General features: G+C 61.1%; 20 protein-coding genes and 2 pseudogenes. 7 read left to right on the top strand and 15 right to left on the bottom strand.

Annotation, left to right across the window (positions count from 1 at the left end; all coding sequences use genetic code 11):
- Window positions 1-179, top strand: a pseudogene (locus FS320_RS50800) (IS481 family transposase); the annotation flags it as partial.
- A 53-nt stretch (window positions 180-232) separates the two neighbouring features.
- Here FS320_RS50800 and FS320_RS48105 read toward each other — a convergent pair.
- The 3 genes from FS320_RS48105 to FS320_RS20660 form a co-directional block, all read right to left on the bottom strand.
- Window positions 233-1,924 (bottom strand): AAA family ATPase, encoded by a 1,692-nt coding sequence (locus tag FS320_RS48105; RefSeq protein WP_244627265.1) that lies wholly within the window; start codon window positions 1,922-1,924, stop codon window positions 233-235.
- Window positions 1,921-2,826, bottom strand: coding sequence for a hypothetical protein (locus FS320_RS20665; RefSeq protein ID WP_152713850.1), 906 nt, complete (start codon window positions 2,824-2,826; stop codon window positions 1,921-1,923). The genes FS320_RS48105 and FS320_RS20665 overlap by 4 nt, the downstream gene beginning before the upstream one ends.
- Before the next feature lie 108 nt (window positions 2,827-2,934).
- Window positions 2,935-3,291 (bottom strand): hypothetical protein, encoded by a 357-nt coding sequence (locus tag FS320_RS20660; RefSeq protein ID WP_152713849.1) that lies wholly within the window; start codon window positions 3,289-3,291, stop codon window positions 2,935-2,937.
- Between the two features lie 472 nt (window positions 3,292-3,763).
- On the opposite strand from FS320_RS20660, the gene FS320_RS20655 reads away from it, so the two are divergent.
- On the top strand, window positions 3,764-5,659 hold the full coding sequence (locus FS320_RS20655; RefSeq protein ID WP_152713848.1) for a DUF3987 domain-containing protein: 1,896 nt from the start codon (window positions 3,764-3,766) through the stop codon (window positions 5,657-5,659).
- 545 nt (window positions 5,660-6,204) lie between these two features.
- Here FS320_RS20655 and FS320_RS20650 read toward each other — a convergent pair.
- The 9 genes and pseudogenes from FS320_RS20650 to FS320_RS48085 all read right to left on the bottom strand — a co-directional run bounded on the left by FS320_RS20650 (window position 6,205) and on the right by FS320_RS48085 (window position 13,113).
- On the bottom strand, window positions 6,205-6,849 hold the full coding sequence (locus FS320_RS20650; protein ID WP_152713847.1) for a ThuA domain-containing protein: 645 nt from the start codon (window positions 6,847-6,849) through the stop codon (window positions 6,205-6,207).
- A 30-nt stretch (window positions 6,850-6,879) separates the two neighbouring features.
- Window positions 6,880-8,055: a Gfo/Idh/MocA family protein gene (locus FS320_RS20645; RefSeq protein WP_152713846.1), complete on the bottom strand. Its 1,176-nt coding sequence runs from the start codon at window positions 8,053-8,055 to the stop codon at window positions 6,880-6,882.
- A 5-nt stretch (window positions 8,056-8,060) separates the two neighbouring features.
- On the bottom strand, window positions 8,061-8,828 hold the full coding sequence (locus FS320_RS20640) for a sugar phosphate isomerase/epimerase family protein (protein WP_152713845.1): 768 nt from the start codon (window positions 8,826-8,828) through the stop codon (window positions 8,061-8,063).
- 70 nt (window positions 8,829-8,898) lie between these two features.
- Window positions 8,899-9,261 (bottom strand): TOBE domain-containing protein, encoded by a 363-nt coding sequence (locus FS320_RS48100; protein WP_244627267.1) that lies wholly within the window; start codon window positions 9,259-9,261, stop codon window positions 8,899-8,901.
- A gap of 294 nt (window positions 9,262-9,555) precedes the next feature.
- Window positions 9,556-9,881: pseudogene (locus tag FS320_RS48095) on the bottom strand (ATP-binding cassette domain-containing protein); the annotation flags it as partial.
- Between the two features lie 99 nt (window positions 9,882-9,980).
- Window positions 9,981-10,865, bottom strand: coding sequence for a carbohydrate ABC transporter permease (locus tag FS320_RS20630; protein ID WP_152713844.1), 885 nt, complete (start codon window positions 10,863-10,865; stop codon window positions 9,981-9,983).
- Window positions 10,862-11,797, bottom strand: coding sequence for a carbohydrate ABC transporter permease (locus FS320_RS20625; protein ID WP_152713843.1), 936 nt, complete (start codon window positions 11,795-11,797; stop codon window positions 10,862-10,864). Before FS320_RS20625 ends, FS320_RS20630 begins: the two co-directional genes overlap by 4 nt.
- 75 nt (window positions 11,798-11,872) lie before the next feature.
- Window positions 11,873-12,352, bottom strand: coding sequence for a hypothetical protein (locus tag FS320_RS48090; protein ID WP_338105423.1), 480 nt, complete (start codon window positions 12,350-12,352; stop codon window positions 11,873-11,875).
- Entirely contained in the window at window positions 12,349-13,113 is a 765-nt protein-coding gene (locus FS320_RS48085) for an ABC transporter substrate-binding protein (protein WP_244627264.1), read from the bottom strand. Before FS320_RS48085 ends, FS320_RS48090 begins: the two co-directional genes overlap by 4 nt.
- A 158-nt stretch (window positions 13,114-13,271) precedes the next feature.
- On the opposite strand from FS320_RS48085, the gene FS320_RS20615 reads away from it, so the two are divergent.
- From FS320_RS20615 to FS320_RS20605, 3 genes are all read left to right on the top strand, one after another.
- Window positions 13,272-14,342 carry a LacI family DNA-binding transcriptional regulator gene (locus FS320_RS20615; protein WP_152713842.1) on the top strand — a complete coding sequence of 357 codons (1,071 nt, stop codon included), beginning with the start codon at window positions 13,272-13,274 and terminating at the stop codon, window positions 14,340-14,342.
- Window positions 14,343-14,403: 61 nt separating this feature from the next.
- A complete protein-coding gene (locus tag FS320_RS20610; RefSeq protein ID WP_162003121.1) occupies window positions 14,404-15,390 on the top strand; it encodes a Gfo/Idh/MocA family protein in 987 nt (328 codons plus the stop codon).
- A gap of 871 nt (window positions 15,391-16,261) precedes the next feature.
- Window positions 16,262-17,146: a glycoside hydrolase family 16 protein gene (locus FS320_RS20605; protein ID WP_152713840.1), complete on the top strand. Its 885-nt coding sequence runs from the start codon at window positions 16,262-16,264 to the stop codon at window positions 17,144-17,146.
- A gap of 502 nt (window positions 17,147-17,648) precedes the next feature.
- Here FS320_RS20605 and FS320_RS20600 read toward each other — a convergent pair.
- Window positions 17,649-18,032 (bottom strand): hypothetical protein, encoded by a 384-nt coding sequence (locus FS320_RS20600; RefSeq protein ID WP_152713839.1) that lies wholly within the window; start codon window positions 18,030-18,032, stop codon window positions 17,649-17,651.
- Window positions 18,033-18,347: 315 nt separating this feature from the next.
- Between FS320_RS20600 and FS320_RS46030 the strand changes: the two genes are divergently transcribed.
- Both FS320_RS46030 and FS320_RS20590 read left to right on the top strand, forming a co-directional pair.
- Window positions 18,348-18,956 carry a peptidoglycan-binding domain-containing protein gene (locus tag FS320_RS46030; RefSeq protein ID WP_244627262.1) on the top strand — a complete coding sequence of 203 codons (609 nt, stop codon included), beginning with the start codon at window positions 18,348-18,350 and terminating at the stop codon, window positions 18,954-18,956.
- A gap of 709 nt (window positions 18,957-19,665) precedes the next feature.
- The gene (locus tag FS320_RS20590; RefSeq protein ID WP_152713838.1) at window positions 19,666-19,884 is read left to right on the top strand and encodes a hypothetical protein; all 219 of its coding nucleotides are present in this window, start codon (window positions 19,666-19,668) and stop codon (window positions 19,882-19,884) included.
- 1,073 nt (window positions 19,885-20,957) lie between these two features.
- Here the strand turns inward: FS320_RS20590 and FS320_RS45230 are convergent.
- Both FS320_RS45230 and FS320_RS20580 read right to left on the bottom strand, forming a co-directional pair.
- A complete protein-coding gene (locus FS320_RS45230) occupies window positions 20,958-21,131 on the bottom strand; it encodes a hypothetical protein (protein WP_153885319.1) in 174 nt (57 codons plus the stop codon).
- 308 nt (window positions 21,132-21,439) lie between these two features.
- Window positions 21,440-21,819 (bottom strand): transposase (locus FS320_RS20580; RefSeq protein WP_152711663.1); only part of this gene is annotated, 380 nt, incomplete at its 5' end.

The following is a 21,819-nucleotide window of genomic DNA, read 5'->3' as shown; positions in this document are numbered from 1 at the left end:
ATAACAGAAGACGTCAACGCGTGCTCAAGGGGCGATCCCCGGATGAGGTTGTGCGAAGCCGCCTGGCTGCCGAGCCGAAGCTCGCCAACCGCCGCTACAAGCCACCCGATGCAGACGCGTTGCCGCCCGCCCTCCAGGTCATCGCTCATGCCAAGGAGGTCTCGCATCCAGACAACTAGGCAACCGGCCGGTGCCACAGATCTGCGGCACCGGCTTAGTAAGTGTTTGGTTGTTAGTGTTTAGTCTCAAAGAGGCCGCGGGCTCCAAGAACCACTTCGACGATTTGACGCAAACGACGAATTGAGCCTCCACCCCAGTGCCGGCGAACGTCCGCGATTTCGCCGAAGGTCAGGGGTGGGACGAAACCCTCATCCAGTCCCTGCTCACGGGCAATCGCGATGCAGAGAGTCGGGAGCATTGCTTCCAGATGTTCGGCTCCTGGCTCCGGCATGTTCAACACCAACATCCTGTCGAGTAGCGGAGTCGGAATGCCGCCAACTGCGTTGGCCGTTGCAACGTAAACTGCATGCGAGAGATCGCACTCGACTTGCAGTGCGTTATCCATGAAACGGCGGCTGGTCTCACGCTCCATCAGCCCGAGGAGGGTGTCCCAGAGACGGCCCTGATCCTGCCGCGTCTGAGACTTTTCGAGTTCGTCGACGAATATCAGCGGATTGGCATGGCCATGCCGCGCGATGGCAGCCAGAACGTGGCCAGGCTCGGCCGAGTTCCAGCGGCGGTCGAGCCCGCCAACAGCGCCGCCGGTATCCCGCGGAGCATCGATGCGCCAAACCCCAATACCAAGCGCTTCGCCAAGACGGCGCACGAGGCGGCTCTTGCCGATTCCGGGCGGGCCAAGGAGCAGGATCGGTGGCAGTCTGACGTACGATTGGGGCGCCAGGGGCCGCAGGATGCTGTCGATCAGCTCCTGGGCATAAGGGTACTCCTGCAGCAGGGCGCTCTGCACCACCCTGAGATCGGGGGTTCTGACGAGCGGGACAGGAATCCCCATAGTCCCTTCCAGGCCACGGGCGATCTCGCGCATCCGCCCCTCCAGCCGCACCTTTGGGCACACGAGAACATGACCTTCGGGAATGGTGGATGGCTCGGGTGCTTTGAGCGGGGACGGCGCCGGCGTTTCCGTTCGCCGCTCCGACCGCTCTGCCGCCTCCCGCTCTGCCGCGACGCGCTGACGCTCCTGCTGGATCGCATAACGCTCCACCGGCCGGAGCAAGTGTCGCCCGACTGCAAGAGCCGCACCGGCCAGCAGCTCCCGCTCCTGCATGCGGGGCACCAGACCGACTCCCAGGGCACTCAAGCCGACACAAAGGGCGCGCGTGTCCTGGCGCAGATCGTCATAGGCGCGGCTCAGATCCCGCCACCACGCCTGCCGCACAGCGTCCTCGTCCGCCGGCAGCGCAAGCTCGCCGAGATCAAAGTCGTCATCGAGCTCGGCAAAGGGTGAGGCTGCACTCCCCAGGTTGATCTCGGCCTCCTCCGGCTCAAGGCAGCGCAGGCTCAGGGCCAAATGCTCGACCCGGTGGAGGATACCCCAGGCTGAGGAGGCGAGACGGGCCGCCGCGGCCTGGTCCTCGGTGAGATAGCTTAAGGCTCTCACCAGATCGCTCAGCTCTGTCGCCGCAGGGATGTCCGCGGCCGCCGCGAAGCTCTCGAGAGCGCTCAGGAGAGCCGCAGTCGCGTCCCGGAACGGCGGCTCAACATACGTGCGAGCCGCGGTCCAACTTGTGACCCACGCCGTGGCAACCGGAGCAAGCTCCGGCGCCAGGGCGGCGATGGCCTGTGCGGCCTCATCGACCAGACGGCTGTGCGGCAGGTGGCGCTCCAGCGTCAGGCGCACCAGACGCGGGCAGCGCGCCAGCAGCACGCTGCGGGTGGCGCTAGCCGGAAAGGTCCACCGGGTCATCGCTTGGCCTCCGGCCGGTGGGACCGGAAGAGAACGACAACACCCTGAGCCCTTCGATCCGGAACCCTGAGGGCCGCATTCGCCTTCCACACATCCGTGCGCCCGCCAGGGGCTCCGAGGACCAGAAAGGAGGCGGCCGAGAGGCTCGCGCACCAGACATGGCGGATCAGGCGCCACAGCGATGGATCCTCTGAGGGCTCAAGCGCGCCCCAGGCCCAGAGCTCCTCGCGCAGGACCGAGGGCGTCACGGAAGCAGTGGCGACCACGTGGGGACGGATGTGGCTGCCGGGGAGCAGGATGAAACCGTCCTTGGCAATCAGAAGGGAGGCTTTGAGGTTCTTCCGTTGCAGGACCAGGCGCTGACCGGAGGACGAGCCGAAGGGGTCCGGCTCCTCAAGATAGAAGGGCGGCAGGATCTGCGGGGCGAGCCAAGGGCAATGGGGATGCAGCCACTGCAACGCTTTGGCCCAGAAGGCCTGCAGGGCCCTGTAGCCATCATGGCCAAGGCTGGCGCCGAAGGCCTCCTCGAAATTGGTCGGCTCGGCCCGCCCCGTCTCGATTACCTGAGACAAGGCGAGCCGCTCGAGCGCTCGGACCTCGTTGGGTGACAAAGGGCTGCCCACACGGGTGATCACGATGATGCGCGTTGGACGCGGGGATGCGGTCTCCAGATGATGACCGTAGAGCCGCGCGGGAGCGGGCAGGCTGGTCCCGCCGCTGTACACCCGCGGGCCGCCGTACTCGATGTAGTAGGCGCCGCCGGGTGTGGCCCTGAGGCGGTCGTAGGCGAGCAGGGAGCGGTAGTGCTCCATCGGGGCAATGACGATGAGCGGCTCACCGGGGCGGCCTTCGATGATGATCAGGCCATTGGTTTGGACTTCAGTCGCTTGATAACGGGACATAGGTCGTCCTCCAGCGCTCACGCGGGGCGTGGCGCTCTGATGAAAAGGCGAAAGGGGAGGGGCGGGATGCTGCAAGCATCCCGCCGATCAGTCAGAGATCAGGACGCCTCAGGGGCGCCAGATCCTGACAGGGCTGTCGAAGGAGGCGCGGAAGTCGACTGCCAGCAGCCCGGCCTCGATCAGGGCGAGGATGGCCGTGATCGGGCGAGGGTGATGCGGGAGCGCAGCGATCAGGTCGCCCAGTTCCACGACACCGGCTTCGTTGACCGCCGCGAGGATCGTGACCTGATCCTCGGGCGAGACGAAGGGATGCGCCGCCAGATCAGGGTGCTGGCGCGTGCTGTGGGTGTGTGCCGGTCCTGCGCTGGGCGCTGGAGTGCGGGAATGGTGATTGGGAGGAAGAGCAACCGGCCGCTCAAGGCTGTTGCATGCGGGCGCAAACCCGCTATCGATGGCAATAACCATCTGGTGTCTCCTAGTTCAGTTAGGAGGTTGCTGGGTGGCCAGGCTGCTGGCATCGCTGCAACGATGCCGGCGGCCGCCCTGCAAGGCGAACGCCGTCCTAGCCAGCCGAATCCGTATCGAATTCGACCGAACGAGGCTGAGCCAAGTTGTGGGCGCCTGGCAAGCAAAACCTCAAAACATGGTTAATGAATGCTTAATCGAGCCGCCAATCGGAACTGCGCTGATTGGGCATGGGGCGATTAGCAAACTCCGTTGTCGAGTAGTTTTCAGTCGTACACCTTACGGCGTGCTCTACGGCTCCCATGTCATCGGACCTAAGGTCCGATGAAAGAAGTACTTTTTCGATTTTTTCTACAAAAGAACCTTTGACGCGAATCCGAATTGCACTGACGCTTTTCATGCCGGCTTCAAGACGTCTTTCCAGGGTGCGGGGGGATCCTCCCGCACCTCTCTCTGCTCTTGAGGTAAGATCATGAATGAGACGACCAAGCCGCCTGTTCTGGCGGCGCCTAATACGACTGAAAACCAGCCTGTGTCGCCGGGCCGCCCGGCAAAACCCGGTGCTCCGGTCCGCCCCTCGGCTTCTGTTGCCGCTATTGCTGCCGCGACGGCCAGGGAACCCACCCCGTGCGCCCCAGACCGGGAAAGGGAGACCACGAACCCGGCCATCGATGGCGTGACGGTGTCGACGGAGGAACCCGGAGATCCGAAGGTGACCACCGCCGAGGTCAGCCAGTTCTCCGATACCGGGGCGGATTGTGAGCAGGATGAGAAGACTGCCAACATCCTTACCCTGACGCTGGGCTGCCCTGAGGTGCCGGAATCGTCCGTTGCCGTTCCGCCAGAGGTCGCGGCTCCGACGCCGGCTCCGATCGGTTGGTGCGTTGAGGCGACGGTCGCTCGTCTCGAGACGCCGCACGAGCCCAGTTGGGAATCTCCGGACGAGTCCCTGCTGGCCGACACCGGTATCCCCGAACCCTCGGTTCCGATGCTCTTCAGCGCCCGTCTTCACAGGGAGATCTGTGCCATCGCACAGCTGTTTAGCGCCCCTGTCGCATTCGTGTTGGCCGGTTTTCTCGCCGTGGCAGCGGCGTGCCTGGGTCACAAGGTGAGGTTCATGGCGGGACCGGCTTGGCGTGAGGTATCGGTGCTGTGGCTGATGTTGGTCGGTCCCTCAGGGGTACGCAAGAGCAGCACGGCTCGTTCCTATCTTGAGTTCTTGCGGACGTTCGAACTCGCTGAGGCCGCCGAGTGGGAGAAGCATCTCGATGCAGTGGATCGGCACAACCTCATCGTTGAGGCTGAACAGCGACTCTACAAGGCCAGGCTGAACGAGGCGGTCCGCACGGGCGGTCCGTTGCCGGATGCTCCAGATCGGAAGGCGATCGTGTTGCCCCGACGGATGCGGCCACAGATTATCGTCGATGATATTTTCCCGGCCGGACTTATCGATGCCCATGCAAAGAGCCATACCGGGCTGATCCTGGTGTCGGACGAGGTGGCTTCGCTCCTGCAGCGGATTGACACCAATGGCGGAGCCACCGAACGCGCGCTTCTGCTCCGTGCCCATGACGGGCACTTCTATCGTGCGGATAGAATCAGTCGGGATGTGCCGACGATCGACAGTCTCGCGATATCCATGCTCGGCGGTATCCCCACCGAACGCCTTGCTCAGTTGCTCGGCCCTGTTCCAGATGGCTTTGCCGCACGCTGTCTTTGGGTGGCCTGCGACGACAGCGAAATGGTGACCATCGCGCTGGAGGCAGCACGGACTCACCTGGCCGAGCAGGTCTTCCCGACGCTCAGGATGTTGGCGAGGGAGGCTCGTGGATCGATCGATCTTCCGCTGGATCAAGATGGGATCTCGCTGTTGGAGCAGGCCGCCCGACGCTGGCACCGTACGGCTAGCGAGACCCAGGGACAGATCCGGTCCTGGTTTATGCGGGCGCCAGGACAGGCGCTGCGGCTTGCCGGGCTGCGTGAGCTTTGCGAATGGGCTCTGACCGGCAGGGAGCAGCATTCAATGACGATCAGCGCCACTTCGATGCAGGTAGCGATCGAGGCAGTCGATTCCTTCTTTGCACCCATGGCCCAGCGTGTTTTAGGCTCCGTTGGAACCGCACAGGCTTCGCGTGATGCGGGCGAGCTCGCGCGGATCATCGCAAGGCAGGGGGCGACGACCATCAATCGACGGCTGCTCGGGCGGCAGATGCGTGGGCGATTGGCGGAAAGCACGGCATTCCAGGCTGCTTTCGATATGCTGGAGAGTGGGGGCTGGCTGCGCCGCAAGCTCCGCCCTGAAGGGGCTCTCGGGCGACCCAGCACCGACTATGAGGTGAATCCTCGCTTGGGCTCAAACCCCCGCTGATATCAGCAGATTTCACCGGCAGAGCGCCAAAACGAGCCTTTGTAGCCTCGTTTTGGCGCTCTGCCATGGTATATGCCTCGATCAGACGAGTTATGGTCATCATCGGGAGGAGAAACCTGCCGGCCACTGGCGGCACAACAGCCAGAATGTCAGTGACTTCTCTGATGGTTCTCTACGCCGCAATGTGGAAGAGCACTTGCAAGAGCCCATTGGTGGGCTCGCAAAGGTCACCGTGAGATGTGAACACAAGACGCAACCCCGAGGGCAAATCACTCACGTCCAGCATGCCGCGTTTTCGACGAAGTGTGACTTTCGTGTTAGGTCTGCCGTAAACGGGCCGGCTGGAGGTAACGATACTTGGGCGAAGACGCCCGCACCAACGAGCAATAGTGGTGACCAGGAGTACAGGCGGCGCGGCTCCCACTTTGAGCCGCTCGCCACTTTGGTATCATCTCGGGGCGTGGTATCCCGCTTCTTCCAGCGGTTGGTTTGCCACCGCACTTGTAGGCGGGAGTTCTCTCCGTAGGCTCGCTCCTTCGTTCGGATCAGCTCCGCGCTGCCCACACCATGCCGCGCCTGAGGATCGTGCGCATCTCAGGAACGTCGAACTCCTTCGCCACATGCCCGAGGGAGCTGTAGAAGACCCGTCCCTCGCCATAGCGGCGCTTCCACACCACCGGCATGACCACGTCCTTGGTCCAGTAGGCATGCTCGCCCGAGAAGGTCGTCGTGGCCAACACTTCGTTCGAAGGGTCGACGTGCATGTAGTACTGCTCGGAACGGTAATCGAAGTCCCGGATCCTCTCCATGATCGGATCGTCCGGTCGGGTGATGTTCACGCGGTAGTCGATGATGTTGCCGGGATGGGCCACCCATTGACCACCGCACATGAACTGGTACTCGACGGCCTCGCGGAACGCGTCGCCCATGCCGCCGTGAAAGCCGGCCAGGCCTGTGCCTTCCCGGACGGCCTGCGAGAGGTTGGTCATCTCATCCTTGTCGATCCTCGACATGGTATAGATGGGCACAATGAGACTCATTGTGGAGAGCCGAGGGCTGGCAAAGGCGCGGGTCGAGTTCTCCAAGTGAACCTGAAAACTCTCGTCTCGCAGTATGCCGGCCACCATAGCAGCGCATTGCTCCGGTTCATGACCGTGCCAGCCGCCCCACACGATGAGTGCTTCGCGCATCGTTCGTTCTTCCTGCCGGTTCAACGACACTCAGGCGGCAGAGGCCGTCTCCGGCAGTCCCTTCCAGAGAAGCGCCGCGTCGGCATCCTCTAGAATGGCTGGCCGTTCGAGCGTTGTCGTGATCGCTTGAGGCTGCCCGGTCGCCGATCCTTCAAGGATGCTGTGCATAATCTCCAGGACGTGCAGGCCGAGGCGACCGCTGGAGCGGTGCGGGGTGCCGTTCAACACAGCACTGGCAAGGTCGGCGAGGCCGAGCGCGCGGTAGTTCGCCTTGTTAGGAACATCCGGAGCCCAGTTGGGCGAGCGCCAGTTGGGCGATCCCAGCGGCATCTCGCTCGAGTCGACGGCGCGCCAATCCCCGCCGCGCTCGGTGACCTCCACATGGCCGCCGAAGAAGTTCGGGTCCGGCACCCGCAGCGAGCCTTCGGAGCCGTAGATCTCGATAGCCGGATGGCCGTGCTTCCACACGTCCCAGCTCATGCAGAAGGTAACCTGGGCCCCTGAGGCAAATTCCAGCAGGGACATCACATGGGTGGGCGTCTCCACCGTGATGCTCTGGCCCTTGCGCGGCGATTCCGATGTCACGATCCGCTCGGGGAAGCCAATGCTCGACATGGCAATGACGCGCCGCACGGGGCCGATGAGGTTCACGAGGGCGCTCAGATAATAGGGCGCCATGTCGAGGATGGGACCGCCGCCGGGCTTGAAGAAGAACTCCGGATCCGGATGCCAATGCTCCATGCCGTGCGACATGAGGAAGGCTGTTCCCGACAGAATGCGACCGACAGTGCCGTCGTCGACAAGCTTGCGGGCGAGACGTCCGCCGCCACCCAGGAAGGTGTCGGGAGCACAGCCGAGATGAAGGCCGCGCGCTTCCGCCTCGTCCACGAGCCTGCGGCCCTGCTCGAAATCAACCGCGAGGGGCTTTTCAGAGAAGACATGCTTACCAGCACTGAGCGCCGCGAGCGAGACGCCGAAATGCGCAGCCGGCACGGTGAGGTTGACCACGAGGTCGATGTCGTCGCGGGAGAGAAGCTCATCGACCGTCAGAGCCTCGATGCCATGGCGGCTTGCCTGAGCCTGCGCTACCTCCGGCCTCATATCGGCACAGGCCCGAAGGGTGAGCCCCCGATAGGCGGGAATGTTCTGCAGGTAAATGCCCGATATGTTGCCGCATCCGACGATGCCGACATTGAGGGAGTTCATGGCCATTAGTCCTCGATGGAACGCAGAAAGGCGAAGCTGTTTCGGGCGGTTTGCGCCGGGTCTGCCGGCTTGTCGTGCTCGACCACCATCCACTGGGCTCCCGCGTCGCGGCATACGCGCCAGAGGTCGCGCCAGTTCAGTACGCCGGAGCCCACATCGGCCCAACCGTCCTGATCCTCGTTCTGGCCGGCGGGCGCAATGTCCTTCACGTGGGCTGCAGTGATCCGGTTGCGGTAGCGGTTGATCCAGCCCTTGGGATCGGCATCGCCGCGCGCGAGCCAGGCCACGTCCACCTGCCAGGCGAGGGGGCTCGAACCGGCAGCCTCAAAGATCAGTTCAAGGGCGGTCTTCGCCCCATCCTTCGGCGTCAGCTCCCAATGATGGTTGTGGTAGCCAAGACGGATTCCTTGTCCCTGAAACCGCTCCGCGATCTGCCCGAGCTCGCGGCCGAGCGAACGCCAGCCATCAGCGGCCATGTCGCGCTCGTCCGGCGGAACGGCCGGCATGTACAGATGCGTGAGGCCGAGTGTCCGGCACGCCTCGATGATCGCATCGGGCTTCTCGCGCAGGGCCGCCATGCTGACATGGCTGGAAGAGGCCTTGAGGCCGCGTGCATCGAGCTTTGCGCGAACCTCGGCAGCCTTGTCGAGGTGCGAGCCGACCGTCTCCACATGGCGATATCCTGCCCCGGCCACTGTATCGAGGATGAGGTCGAGATCCTCCAAGGATCGCAGGGTGTAGAGTTGAATGGAAAGAATGTCCGTGACGCTCATGAGGTCCTCAAGGTTCGGGATGGTAGGCGCGACAAGCCCTGCGGGGAGGTCTGTTGCGGTAGTGGTGTGGTCACAGGCGCTCGCCGGTCTCGGCCGAGAAGAGAGACACTTGCGCGGGATCGACATGGAGGGTCAGGCTCTCACCCCGTGCGGCCCGGCGGCTTCCGGTGGTGCGCACCTGGACCGAACCAGCGGGATCGCTGCACCAGATGACGGTGTCGGCGCCCATAGGCTCGACGATGTCGACCTTGAAGCCCGGCCATGTGCCGTTGCTCGCAATTTCAAAATGTTCCGGCCGAACGCCGAGAACGACCTCCTGCCCGGCGGACGGAGCCGTGGCGAACTGATAGGCGGACAGCGACAGGCGGCGGTCTCCGGCAAGGAAGCTCAAGCCCTCGCCGGTGCTCGCGAGCCGGCCCTTGATGAAGTTCATCTGCGGTGAGCCGACGAAGCCGGCCACGAACAGGTTGGCCGGACGATGATAGATCTCATCGGGTGTGCCGATCTGCTGGATCTTCTGCTCCTTCATCACAACGATTCGGTCGGCCAGCGTCATGGCTTCGATCTGATCGTGGGTGACGTAGATCATCGTCGTCTTGCCGAGGCGCGCGTGCAGCCGCTTGATCTCGACACGCAATTCATTCCTCAGCTTGGCATCGAGGTTCGAGAGCGGCTCGTCGAACAGGAACACGGCGGCATCGCGAACTAGGGCACGGCCGATGGCGACACGCTGGCGCTGGCCACCGGAGAGCTGGTCCGGGCGCCGGTCGAGGAGGGGGGTGATCTGCAAGAGATCGGCCGCTTTGGCGACACGTTTCTCGATTTCGGGCTTGGCATCTTCGCCATCTTCAGGCCGAAGGACATGTTCTCGCGCACGCTCATGCGGGGATAGAGAGCGTAGGACTGGAACACCATGGCGATGCCGCGATCCTTTGGCTCCTCCCAGGTGACGTTCTTGCCGTCGATCCAAATCTGGCCGTTTGCCACATCAAGAAGGCCGGCGACGGCATTCAGCAGGGTGGACTTGCCGCAGCCCGAGGGGCCGAGCAGCACGATGAACTCGCCCTGTTCGATGTCCAGGGACAGGCCGTCGAATACCCGAACCGCCTCGAAGGCAACGCTCACATCACGGACAGAAACTGCAGCTATGGCTTATCCTTTCACAGCGCCAGCGGCGATGCCGCGGACGAACCAGCGTCCGGACACGAAATAGACAACGAGCGGGACGAGGGCTGCCAGCATTGTGGCGGCCATGTCGACATTGTAAGCGCGCTCGCCCTGCGTTGAATTCACGATGTTGTTGAGCTGGACGGTCATGGGCAGGTTCTCCCGGCCCGCGAAGGTCAACCCGAAGATGAAGTCATTCCAGATGCCGGTGACCTGCAGGATCGTGGCGACCACCAGGATCGGCGTCGACATGGGCAGGATCACCCGCAAGAAGATGGTCCAAAACCCACCGCCGTCGATGCGCGCCGCCTTGAACAACTCGATGGGCAGGCCCGCATAATAATTGCGGAACAGGAGCGTCATCGTCGGCAGACCGAAGATGACGTGCACCAGCACGATGCAGGTGAGCGAATTGTAGATGCCTGTCATCGAGAAGATGCGCACCAGGGGATAGAGGAAGACCTGGTATGGGATGAAGGCCCCAAGCAGAAGGACGCCGAACATGACGTTCGCGCCCTTGACCCGCCAGAATGACAGCGCATAGCCGTTGATCGCGCCGGCAATGATCGACAGGATCACCGATGGGACGAGGATGCGCACCGAGTTCCAGAAGCCCACGCTGATGCCGTTGCATTCAAGACCCGTGCAGGCGGACGACCAAGCTTTGGTCCAAGCCTCGAAGGTCATGGCGGCCGGCAGGGCGAGGATGTTGCCGAGCCGGATCTCTTCCATGGGCTTGAGCGAGGTCACGACCATGATCCAGAGCGGCAGCAGGAAGAACAGGGCTGCCGTGATCAGGAAGGCATAGATGCCAACGCGACCAGCCGTCAGGTGACGAGGGCGGCGGCCTTGCGGCTCAACGGCGTTCATGCATGCCTCCCTTGCGGACGGACGTAGCGGGCATAGACCCAGGGCGCCAGCACGATCACCACTGTGATCAGCATGATCGTCGCGGCGGCCGTTCCAAGGCCGATGTTGTTGCGCTCGAACAGGTGATCCATGACGAACTTGGCCGGAACCTCGGTGGCGATGCCGGGACCGCCCAGGGTCATGGCAACCACGAGATCGTAGAGTTTCACCACGCCGGTCATGAGCAGCACGGTAGCGGTGACGACCATCGGACGGAGCAGGGGCAGGACTACGGAAGTGTAAACCCGCCAGGTCGGAATGCCGTCCACTTTCGCAGCCTTCCACAGGTCGGCGTCAATGCCGCGAAGGCCGGCGAGGAGGATGGCCATGGTGAGGCCGGCGCCGTGCCACAGGCCCGCGATCACGATGGTGTAGATCGCCATCTGCTGGTTCACGAGCCAGTCGAAGGTGAAGCTCTCGAAGCCCATGTCGCGCACGAGCTTCTGCAGGCCGAGGCCCGGATTGAGGAACCACTGCCAGGCGACGCCGGTGACCACGAAGGACATCGAATAGGGATACAGAAAGACGGTGCGGAAGAGCCCTTCGCCACGCACGTTCTGATCAATAAAGACGGCCATGAGGAAGCCGATGATCAGGCAGCCGGAAATGAACAGGGCGCCGAAGATGACGATGTTCGAGGCCGATGTCAGAAAGCGGTCATTGGCGAACAGGCGACTGTATTGGGCCAATCCCACCCAGTCGAGCTTGGGCAGCAGGGTCGAACTGGTGAACGAGAGCCGCACGGTCCAGAGCATGCAGCCGATATAGACCACGAGAACGATGAGTGCGGTCGGCAGGAGGGCAAAGGCTGCGGGCAGGCGGGCTCGCATGCGGCGGCGGGGCGGCGCCTTGGAGGCACTGAGGCTTGGCGCCCGGATCGGGATGGTGGCCATACAAGAGTCCCCGTCGAGAGAGTTGACACTTCCGGGAAAACGGCTCGCCCCGGCCGCCGGGGCGAGCCGCTGGTGTCAGCCCGCGTCGCGCATGGCGTTGGTGATCTTCTCGATGAAGGCGTCAGCCGACATGGTCGGGTTGTTCCAGAACTGCGTCACCGCGTCCTGCATGGCGCCCGAGAAGTTCGGCGGGCTCAGAATCTCCATGCTTTCGACCTGGTTGGCCGGATCGCTCAGGATGGAGTGGGACTTCTGAGCGCACATATCCATGGACGAAACATCCACATCCATCCGGACCGGGATCGAGCCCTTTTTCTTGTTGAATTCGATTTGGGTGGTGGGATCGAGCAGAACCTGGATCAGCTTGTCCTGGGTGGCGAGTGTCGTCTTATCTTTGGTGGCTGGGAAGACGAAGACGTCGCCGCCGATTACGAGCTTGGGCTCTTGTCCCACGACCGTGCAGCCGTACTCCTTACCGGCCGTCTGGCCTGCGGCAATGAACTCACCCTTGGCCCAGTCGCCATTGAAGTGCATCGCTGCCTTGTTGGTGATCACGAGAGCCGTCGCGTCGTTCCAGTTGTGGCCCGGGCTGGCCGGGTCAACGAGGCCTCGCATATCTTGCCGAAGAGCTCCACGGTTTCCTTGAACTTCGGGGTCTTCACAACATCCGGTTTGCGGGTGCCGTAGAGCTGGCGGAACATGTCGGCTCCGCCATGGCCGACGACGACAGCCCGGAAGAGGTTATGCTCCCAGGTAGGCTGGCCACCGAGCGCCAGCGGAATGATGCCCTTGGCCTTCAGCTTTTCTCCGCTGGCGACGAGCTCGGGGAAGGTCTTCGGAGGCTCAAGGCCCGCATCGGCGAAGACTTTCGTGTTGTAGAACATCCAGTTCTGGCCGTGAACGTTGACCGGGACCGCGAAGAACTTGCCTTCGCGCACAGTCGCATCGACAATGGGTTTGGGCATGATCTGCCGCCACTTGCCCGCCTGTGCCTGCTGGTCGACGTCACGCACCAGATCGTTGCTGACCAGCTCGTCGAACTGCTTGCCGGTGTTGAACTGCATCATGGTCGGGGGATTGCCGCCCACCATGCGGTTGATGCCGGCCGTACGGGCATTGACGCCGCCCGCGATGGCATTGTCGACCCAGGTGCCGCCAGCCTTGGTGAACTGATCCGCGAAAACTCTCACGGATGCCGATTCACCGGCCGACGTCCACCAGTGGAGGACCTCAGCCTTCTGCTGAGCATAGGCTGCAGAGCTCGAGATGAGGGCGATAGACAGGGTATACGCGGAAATGCGTGTCTTCAGGCACATGGCTTCCTCCCAGAAGCGTTTTACCGATTTTTGTAATCGATTACATCTTGAGATATAGGTTGTAGGCCCTTTTTAGTTTAGTCAAGATGTAAGTTGAGGCAAGTCATCTTCTGCGAAAGAGGGTAACGTATCTTGCCGTAGGTCCAGAGGTACCCTGCATGAGCCGGAAAAGATGGCGCGCAGTGAAGGAGATACGCATCGCCGACGTCGCTCGACTTGCAGGGGTTTCAACAGCCACGGTCAGTCGCGTCCTGTCTGACCCAGACAAGGTGAGGCCGAAGACTCACGACCTCGTGATGGAGGCGGTGCGCCGCAGCGGCTACATCCCCAACAGCACGGCTCAGAAGCTGCGGACCCGCCGAACCATGAATGTGCTTGTGGTGGCCCCCAGGCTGACCAATCCGGTCTTTGCCGAGATCCTCCGAGGCGTCGACGACGAACTGACGGAGTCAAGCTACGGAATCATTATCGGCAATCTGGACAACCGCCGGGAGCGCGAGGCCCGCTATGTCGATCTGGCCCTGTCGCGACAGGTGGACGGTGTTCTCCTGCTGACCGGGTACGTTCCTGCAAACGGCACCCGCAGCATGAGCGGATCCGGGCTTCCCATCGTCGCCATGTGCGCCGCCATTCAGGACCAAAAGATCCCGAATGTCGTCGTTCAGGATCGCGAAGCTTCCAGCCGGGCGGTGGCGTTCTTGAGCGACCTCGGCCACCGTAAGTTCGGCTACATCTCAGGCACACCCAGCTCGATCATTGAAGTGGAGCGCTTCCAAGGTTTTCTGGACGGGATCGCCGCGGCCGGTCTGAGTGACAATGACTTCATGCGCTGGGAAGGTCCGTTTGTCTTCTCGACCGGCGTCGCCGCGGCCGAGTCCTTCCTGCGGATGAAGGAGCGTCCCACCGGCATCTTCGCGGCTTGCGACGAGAGCGCGATCGGGATCATCAAGCGGGTCAGAGCCGAGCGCATCCGGGTTCCGCAGGATGTCTCCGTCATCGGCTTTGATGGCATCGAGTTCGCGGACTATACAGAGCCCACGCTCACCACCTTTCGACAACCCTTGTATGAACTGGGACGTGTTGGGGCCGATGTGCTCTTGAAGCTGATCAGAGGCGAGATGAAGGCTGAAGACTGGAACATCAGACTGCCGCTGACGCTCCTGGAGCGGGATACGACCGGTCCCGTTCTGCATAAGGACTACAAATCGCTGCGTCGTTCAGCTCTGTGAGAGCGCAGCCTCTCGACCACAACCAATCTGAGGAGACCGCCATGCAGCCGTCCGTTGGGGAATTTTGAGCACCGCGAAAATCGGTCGGGTCAAGGTGGTTCCCGGCATGATGAAAAGCCCGCTTTGTGAAGTTGTTGCTGTCGCATCGAGGGACGAGGCATCCGCAAGGGAGATGGCTGCGGAACTGGGTATTCCGAAGGCTTATGGATCCTATGACGCTCTGTTGGCCGATCCCGAGATCGAGGCAATCTACAATCCGCTGCCTAATCATCTCCATGTGCCGATGACCCTGGCGGCCGCTGCCGCGGGCAAGCATGTTCTGTGCGAGAAACCGATTGCCATCACGGTCGCCGAGGCAGAGCAACTCCGGCACGCCGCATCTCAAGTGCTGATTGCGGAGGCTTTCATGGTCCGCCACCACCCGCAGTGGCAGCGCACCCGTGAAATCATCCAGAGCGGCGAGATCGGAGAGTTGCGCGCAATACAGATCATCTTTTCATACTTCAATGTGGATCCGGCCAACATTCGCAACAAGGCCGATATCGGTGGGGGAGGGCTCCTCGACATCGGCTGCTATGCGGTCGTCACAGGTCGTTATTTCTTCAATGCCGAGCCCCTGCGGGTCGTCACGCTCATCGACCGGGACCCGGCCTTTGGCGTTGATCGAACCACCAGCGCGCTAATGGATTTCGGTGCCGGTCGGCAATTGTCTTTCACGGTCTCAACCCAGTGCGTACCGTATCAGCGGGTTCAGATCCTTGGGACGAAGGGGCGGATCGAGATTGAGATTCCGTTCAACGCTCCGCCCGATCGGCCGACACGCATCTTTGTCGATGATGGCAGTCTACATGGCAATCTGTCGGCTCGCGACATCGAGTTCCCGGTCGTTGATCAGTATCAGCTCCAAGGGGAAGCGTTCAGCCGGGCGATCAGAGGGGCCGCGCCCCTTCGTTCAGGTCTGGAGGATGCTCTCGCCAACATGCGCATCCTGGATGCGCTGCGGCAATCAGAAACGTCTGCCGGGTGGGAGCCAGTCTTGGCGGGCTGACATCCGGGCGACGGCGGCGACAAAAGCCAGCGGCCGTCACTCGCGCGGATGGGCTGTTAGGCCCAAAGAGCGAACTCCCTGAGCCGACGATCTGACGGATGCGGTAGCGGTTAAATTCCAACACTTGGTGCCGAGGATCAGGCTCGTGCTTTGAGTGGAAAGAGGACATTCCCTGGCTCCTCTCAGCGTTTGGGTTGATCCAAACCGGATCAACTGAAATTTCCCACTGCATGAATGAACAGAGAAGGGACGCACCTGGCTTCCGCATCAGTATCTTCAACTTGCCCCAGAATATATTCGTAACTCTAATATACGAATATATTCAAATTATTGTAGAATTTCTCGATCTGCCCTTCTTTCGCCGTAGTCAAAGGCAAAGTGCAACGGATAAGCCGCTATACAACGATCACGCCAAATATAGTAAGGGACAACGATATGGTTTCACTCACCAGTCTTACTAATTATAACTGGCCCGTATTTTGCTTCCTCTCGCCAAGCACTTTCTAAAATCTCTCCCCATACAACGTGAAAACTTGCACCTGATGCTGCGCAAGAGCGCTGCAGCAGGTAACGGTCGCATTGCCTCTCTCAGCATCATTTATACATATGCGTAAGCCCAGATCGGCTGCCCATCTGACGGGCAGCTTGATGAAGTAGGCAGATGCAAGGGATTCAGTCGCCTTCAAAGCGAGTCACCCTGCAATTGACCTAGCAATGTCATCGCAAGTATCTGGCCTGAATTCAGGCTAGGTAGCGCGGGTGCAATTACATAATTCTACCCTCACAAAGGTTGTCTACCCGCAATCAACTCTCGGATTGAGAGAGTTTGTTTCACCTCCATTTGCGTTTCCCAATAGAAGGAATCAGAAAATTGTTGAATCTTACAGGCTACAAGCTCACGTTCAGCGATGAGTTCAACACGCGCAGCATCTCCTCGACCGGCGATGGCACCACGTGGCAGACCGCCCGCGACGAGCATCGCATGAATAAGGCCGAGGTGGGCTATGGCGTGTCCTCGTTCCTGGACCCGTCGTCCGGCTACGACCCGTTCAACGTGAGCGGCGGTGCCCTCACGATCACCGCCCAGCGCGACAAGACCCCCTACGGCGTCAACGGCAACTGGGAATCGGGCCTGATCACCACGCAGGGCAACTTCTCGCAGCAGTACGGCTACTTCGAGATGCGTGCTGATATGAACGACAAGCCCGGCGGATGGGACGCATTCTGGCTGTTGCCGGACAACCCCAATGGCACTGGCAACCCGGACGGCGACAGCCACTGGACCGAGAACGATATCGTTGAGCACTACGGCAATTGGGACAAGGGCGTCTATACCTGGATCCACACCAACGATGAGGCGAAGGGCTACACCAACACCGGCGTCTACTCGGAGGTGGCGCAGGCCGATGGCTATCACACCTATGGCCTGAAATGGACGCCCGAGACACTTGAGTACTATGTCGATGGCCAGCTCACCGGCACGCGGCCCACACCGTCCGACTACCACCAGAAGATGCACATGATCGCCAACCTGGCCGTCGAGGGCAACGGTTCGCAGCATGGCCAGAACATGGCGATGAAGATCGACTACATCCGGGTGTACTCGAACGACGCGAACGCCGTGGCGGTGCAGCAGGGCGCCGTGTCAGCCCCCGATGGTCGCGACCCAGGCCTGTACGGTGCCACCACAGCCGTCGCCGCCGCCCCGTTGCTGCCGGGCAACCACACCTTCGCGAACAACGACTTCGTGATCTAAAGCCAACACGCCCCCGGCTTGCGCCGGGGGCCATCCTCAAGACGATCGCCATCGCTCAGATTTGCTCGCCGATCTTCCGCACGAGGTGAACGCCCTACGCAACGAAGGATTTACCCCCGCTACGGCAGCAGGGTTTTTTTAGTGGCACACGCGCTTCGACCATCCAGTTCCACAAACGGCCTTCTGCGAAGCACAAACCTGTGAATCCGAAGATCGGTTCATGGCATGGTGCTGCCGTTTACCCAACTTCCGCTTTAGTTGTGAGCAGGACATCGCGGATTCGGTATCAGGGGGAAGATCTTAATCACCAGGACATCCGCTCCACTGATTTTTTAGATGGGCACCCTGGAGGCAAAATGCTGGCCAACGACGATCCGGGGCTCGTTGTAAGGCACCACCGGGTTCGACCACAACCGACCCCGGACACGGCGGCCGCGCATCGTCGACGCGGCGGCGATCCCCCGGCAGGGGCAGCCCAATTTACCCCCGTCCGGGCCGAGCCCTAGTTTCGGGTTGTTGGTTGGTCGGCCAGCATCGAAAGATGGTTGTTCAGAATTCGGACCATCGCGGCGATCTCCTGTCTTGGTATGGCAAACCCAACTGCGCCGAAAGCAGGATGGTCGAACGCAAGAAGCGATCCGTCGAGCTGTGCCACCTGAATGTACCAGCTGGGTCCGTTCACGGTGGCAACGGTTTGCCCCTCAAGGGGCGGCATCGGCAAACCCTCGACCATGCGATGTCTGGTCTGGCCCAGAACCTTGATCAGATTACTCAGCTGATCCAGATCCAGCACGACCGCAGACGAGGTTTGCCCGGTTGCGGCAAATTCGATAGCAACCGACCGTCGGTCTTCTGAAACCTGAATGCCCAGCCGTAGCTTGGCCATGGTTGCGAACCCTTCCTCGTTGAAGCCTCTTAAGTTTATCGTGAAAAACCACCTTTTACCAAGGCCATCGCCGGATGCCGAGAGGAGCAGGCTCCTGAGCGACCGGACGTTCGGGGCCTGAGCTGTCAGGCGGGCTCGGATTGGGCAGAGCAACTGGACGGAGCGGCTGACCGCCGCCGCGTGCCCGCGTTGTACCCTCTCATGATTGAGCTCTACCAGGCGCCGAATCCGTCTTGACGGCAATCGTGCCGAAACTTTACTGCTGCCCGCAACGATCGCTGGATGCGGTCTCACGCCCTCATTCCTGAGCATGCAATGAACGCTGGAAACCATAGGGGAGCATCCCGCAGAACCTTCAGCGGTGGGTGGGTCCTCGTAGCAGCCCTTGGCTGGGGCTTGTGGGCCTGGTCCGCGCTGAGGGACGGTGCCGGGGAGGCAACGGTCCAGGCGCAGGCGAGCCGGCAAGGCGCCCTCGAACGGATAACGGCCGAGCGGGATCTGCTGGCGGCCGAGCGTGATCAGCTTCAAGCGCAGATCGGGAACCTGCAGGACGCCCAGAGGCGGGTGGCGCGGGCGCAGGAAGAGGTGACTCACCTGGAGCACCTGCGGGTGCGGTTGAGCGAGGCCGTGGATCGGGCCCAGGCGCAGCTTGGGCGGCGGCCAGATCCGGTGCCGCAGTCAAGCTCAGCGGCTGCGCTGCCTCCGAATCCATCGATCACTCCGTCACAGCAACAGATCCGCACCGCCCAGGAGGCGCTCACTGCATTGGGCTACGGGCGTCTCGAGGCCGACGGCGTGATGGGACCTGGGACGCGCGCGGCGGTCGAGGCCTTTGAACGCGCCCGCGGTTTGACGGTGACCGGCGAACTGACCTCGCGCACGGCTGAGGCCTTGGAAGAGGCGGCTGGGATTTCCCCACGGTAAACAGACCGGGAGCGGAGATTGCGACACCAGGGGAGCGCATCCCAAGAACTCTGATCACAGGGGAGGAGCCTGCTCGATCAAGCGTCCGCGTCTTATCGATGGCGCCTGTTCATGAGACGGTATCTCTGTCGCAATCCTCTTATACCAAGTCCGATTGGGCATCATTGGTGCACCCACTCGCTCAGTCCGATGAAAGGTTGGGTATAAGCATTCATCTTGCCTTATGTCCTCAAAGCGCCCGACCTAAACGTGAGACGGTGGGAACACCTAGGCCCATTACAGAGCCGCTCAAGCACAGTCCATACGGTCCACCTGAAGCACAACCGACGAAGTCGTTCTAATCAAGAGTCTAGGTTGATGTGATCGGACTTGAGAATGAGGCGAACAAGAGGCTCGCATTGGACACTAAATTTTGCGTCCGCAACTGCATACTTTTCTCTCACACGGTGGCGTTCAGCTTCAACGCAGTGAGACAGCAGCATGGCGGTTCATGGGTTGGGTGGCCGAATATCGTAAGCCAGTTTCTTCACTGCCTGGATAAACTCGTCGACCCAAGTGTCATCGACCATAACCAACCCTATGAACCGTCAGCCGAGATCCAAAAATATTGCAAAGTCGACCATCGTCATATCTCGCCTGAATAGTTCCGAAGGAAAATGCAGTTGATTCCAAAGAGCAATAGTACGCTGCCACCCGCGACGATGGCGTCGTGACGGTTGAAATCCCGCTGAATGAGTTCGCAGAGGAGAGCTTGGAAGGGACATCTTCGGGCGTGCTACAGTTCAGCGAGTTGCTTGAGCAGGTTTGGAGCCTCGACTTAGCATCCGATGTGCTTCGGGAGTGCGATGTGCTTCTCTGCCACAGAGGAGAGAGAGAAGGCGGCCTTGTATTGAGTAGCAACCATTACTGCCCATCCAAGAAGGGCTAGGCCGCCGATCAAGCCAACCCACTCGATAGAGCGGGTTAAGGGAAGACCGAATGGATCAGGAGCTTGGATCTCTGCGTACTCGTTAGGACGCTGTTTCATGATTCTTGCTTAGGGATTACAAGCGGACGACATTGACCGCCAGAGCCAAGAGCGCCACAGCACATGCCAGTGCAACAAGACTGCATAGATGCGCCACTAGATCATTAGCAGGATGGGTCGACGTGTCATTCATAGCTCGGCTATTAAGCAATGCATCCTAAGCTGAGCAATAATCCTTTGTGGTTAACAGCAGGTATCTTCCACAGCCGGGAGCATGGGTAAGCTCCCGACCATTAAGCGTAGGCTTCCTTCTACTCCTCGCCTGAGTGGAGAAAGGAGGCAGCCCAGAGCAAGAGGGGTAGCTGCTAGCTACCGGAACCCTGCTCCCATCCTGAGATCCCTGGCATAGGCCCTGCAAAACTCCCGTACGCGAGCATGATCAGCCTCAGTTGCTCTCACATTCCGACGACTGATCCTGTGAACTCGTCTTGCCTCCTGACGATAGGTTTCCCTGATCGCTTCCTGTTCCGGAGAGAGTTGCCTGTTCCTGCCCTGTGCGGAAGCATCTGCAGAAAGCGTAGCTATTATAACAAATGCAGCGAATAGAATTGCGCGCATTGCTCTGCTCCAGTTGGTGCAGAACTAAATGCCTCCTGCGAACTGCGCGTTGCTAGATGCGAATGGTGCTTTCCTAGCCGTTCCTTACTCATACCCGAACGCCAAGGTCAAAGAACGCATGGGGAATACTCGGCCTCAAGGTGATTGACTCATGTCGGGGATTCCGGAGCGGGTTGAGCAGGATTCAAGCGGTGATCGCCCTTTGGGAAATTGCTATGGGAACTCCCTTTCCTTCTCCGATCCGACTTCGACGCCCGTCGTCAATGTGTCCTGGCCAAGGCAACATAAGCAGAAATATTCCGTTTGTGATTTCGCCCACAGATCCGGAGTGGATCGCGTCGTACGCTCTTCACCCATAGAAGAGGAGCCCACTCATGAAAGCTGGGATCACGACAATGACCCGAGTTGCCGTCGCGCTATCCGCGTGTCTGGCCTTTGTTGCCACACACGAAGGAGCGACGGCTCGTGACCGCGGCTACGATGGCAGCGGCTTCGTGGTCCGCGACCATCGTACGGCCCCCATCGTGCGTGATCATCGCGCGCCCGTGGTCGTCCGAGATCATCGGGCAGAACCCGTTATCAGAGACCATCGTGCTATTCCGGTTGTGCGGGATCACCGAATGCCAAGAGGGCCTCAGGGCGGGGTGACCGTCACATCCTCTGGAAGCAGGCGCGGTGGATCGCCCTGCATTCGCTCGGTGTTCGGCGGGCCTTGCTTCGGTCTGTGATGTGGAGCCGGGGGCAAGCGCGGATCTCCCGCCGCCCCCGTTTTCAATCCGAGTGCTTGATGTGACGAGCAGGTCGCGAGATGTGCAAGCGGCGTGCGGATCCCACCCTCTGCGGGAGCAGGGCCAGGGGTTCCGATCGATGAGATTTGGTATTAGAGGCTGGTGAGCAATTATCTTTCCTTTCGCGTGAGGCGACGCAGCAGGATGCGGCTCATGGCGAGATAGAGCAGCATTTCACCGGTCTCGACCAAGCGTTCGTAGTCCTTGGCGAGCCGCCGGTTGGTGGTGAGCCAACCGATGGTCCGCTCGACAACCCACCTGCGTGCGAGCACCTGGAAGCCACTCGGTCGCGTCGGCGGCTCCGCGTCAGCCCGCATCCAGGTTCCGCCGCTCCACCAATGCTGCGGGATGGATAATCTCCAGCTCAGGGCCTTCTGGAGCCAGTCCTTCAGCCCACGATAAGCCGTGTCGGCCCACATCAACTCAATGGCCGGAAACAGATTCTGCAGACCCTCCAGCAGGAGTTCGGCTCCGGCGCGGTCATGGAGGT

The organism is Microvirga tunisiensis, from assembly GCF_009296175.1.
Lineage (GTDB): Bacteria > Pseudomonadota > Alphaproteobacteria > Rhizobiales > Beijerinckiaceae > Microvirga > Microvirga tunisiensis.
Note: the sequence above shows the minus strand (reverse complement) of the source record. Positions and strands in the feature narration are given on the sequence as shown.

Coding starts and splice junctions, on each gene's coding strand:
- FS320_RS20640 (WP_152713845.1), bottom strand. CDS start 8,828: ATGAGCGTCACGGACATTCTTTCCATTCAACTCTACACCCTGCGATCC.
- FS320_RS20660 (WP_152713849.1), bottom strand. CDS start 3,291: ATGGTTATTGCCATCGATAGCGGGTTTGCGCCCGCATGCAACAGCCTT.
- FS320_RS48100 (WP_244627267.1), bottom strand. CDS start 9,261: ATGAACTTCATCAAGGGCCGGCTCGCGAGCACCGGCGAGGGCTTGAGC.
- FS320_RS20645 (WP_152713846.1), bottom strand. CDS start 8,055: ATGAACTCCCTCAATGTCGGCATCGTCGGATGCGGCAACATATCGGGC.
- FS320_RS20665 (WP_152713850.1), bottom strand. CDS start 2,826: ATGTCCCGTTATCAAGCGACTGAAGTCCAAACCAATGGCCTGATCATC.
- FS320_RS20655 (WP_152713848.1), top strand. CDS start 3,764: ATGAATGAGACGACCAAGCCGCCTGTTCTGGCGGCGCCTAATACGACT.
- FS320_RS20625 (WP_152713843.1), bottom strand. CDS start 11,797: ATGGCCACCATCCCGATCCGGGCGCCAAGCCTCAGTGCCTCCAAGGCG.
- FS320_RS45230 (WP_153885319.1), bottom strand. CDS start 21,131: ATGGTCTCTGATAACGGGTTCTGCCCGATGATCTCGGACGACCACGGG.
- FS320_RS48105 (WP_244627265.1), bottom strand. CDS start 1,924: ATGACCCGGTGGACCTTTCCGGCTAGCGCCACCCGCAGCGTGCTGCTG.
- FS320_RS20650 (WP_152713847.1), bottom strand. CDS start 6,849: ATGCGCGAAGCACTCATCGTGTGGGGCGGCTGGCACGGTCATGAACCG.
- FS320_RS46030 (WP_244627262.1), top strand. CDS start 18,348: ATGAACGCTGGAAACCATAGGGGAGCATCCCGCAGAACCTTCAGCGGT.
- FS320_RS48085 (WP_244627264.1), bottom strand. CDS start 13,113: ATGTGCCTGAAGACACGCATTTCCGCGTATACCCTGTCTATCGCCCTC.
- FS320_RS20600 (WP_152713839.1), bottom strand. CDS start 18,032: ATGGCCAAGCTACGGCTGGGCATTCAGGTTTCAGAAGACCGACGGTCG.
- FS320_RS20615 (WP_152713842.1), top strand. CDS start 13,272: ATGAGCCGGAAAAGATGGCGCGCAGTGAAGGAGATACGCATCGCCGAC.
- FS320_RS20630 (WP_152713844.1), bottom strand. CDS start 10,865: ATGAACGCCGTTGAGCCGCAAGGCCGCCGCCCTCGTCACCTGACGGCT.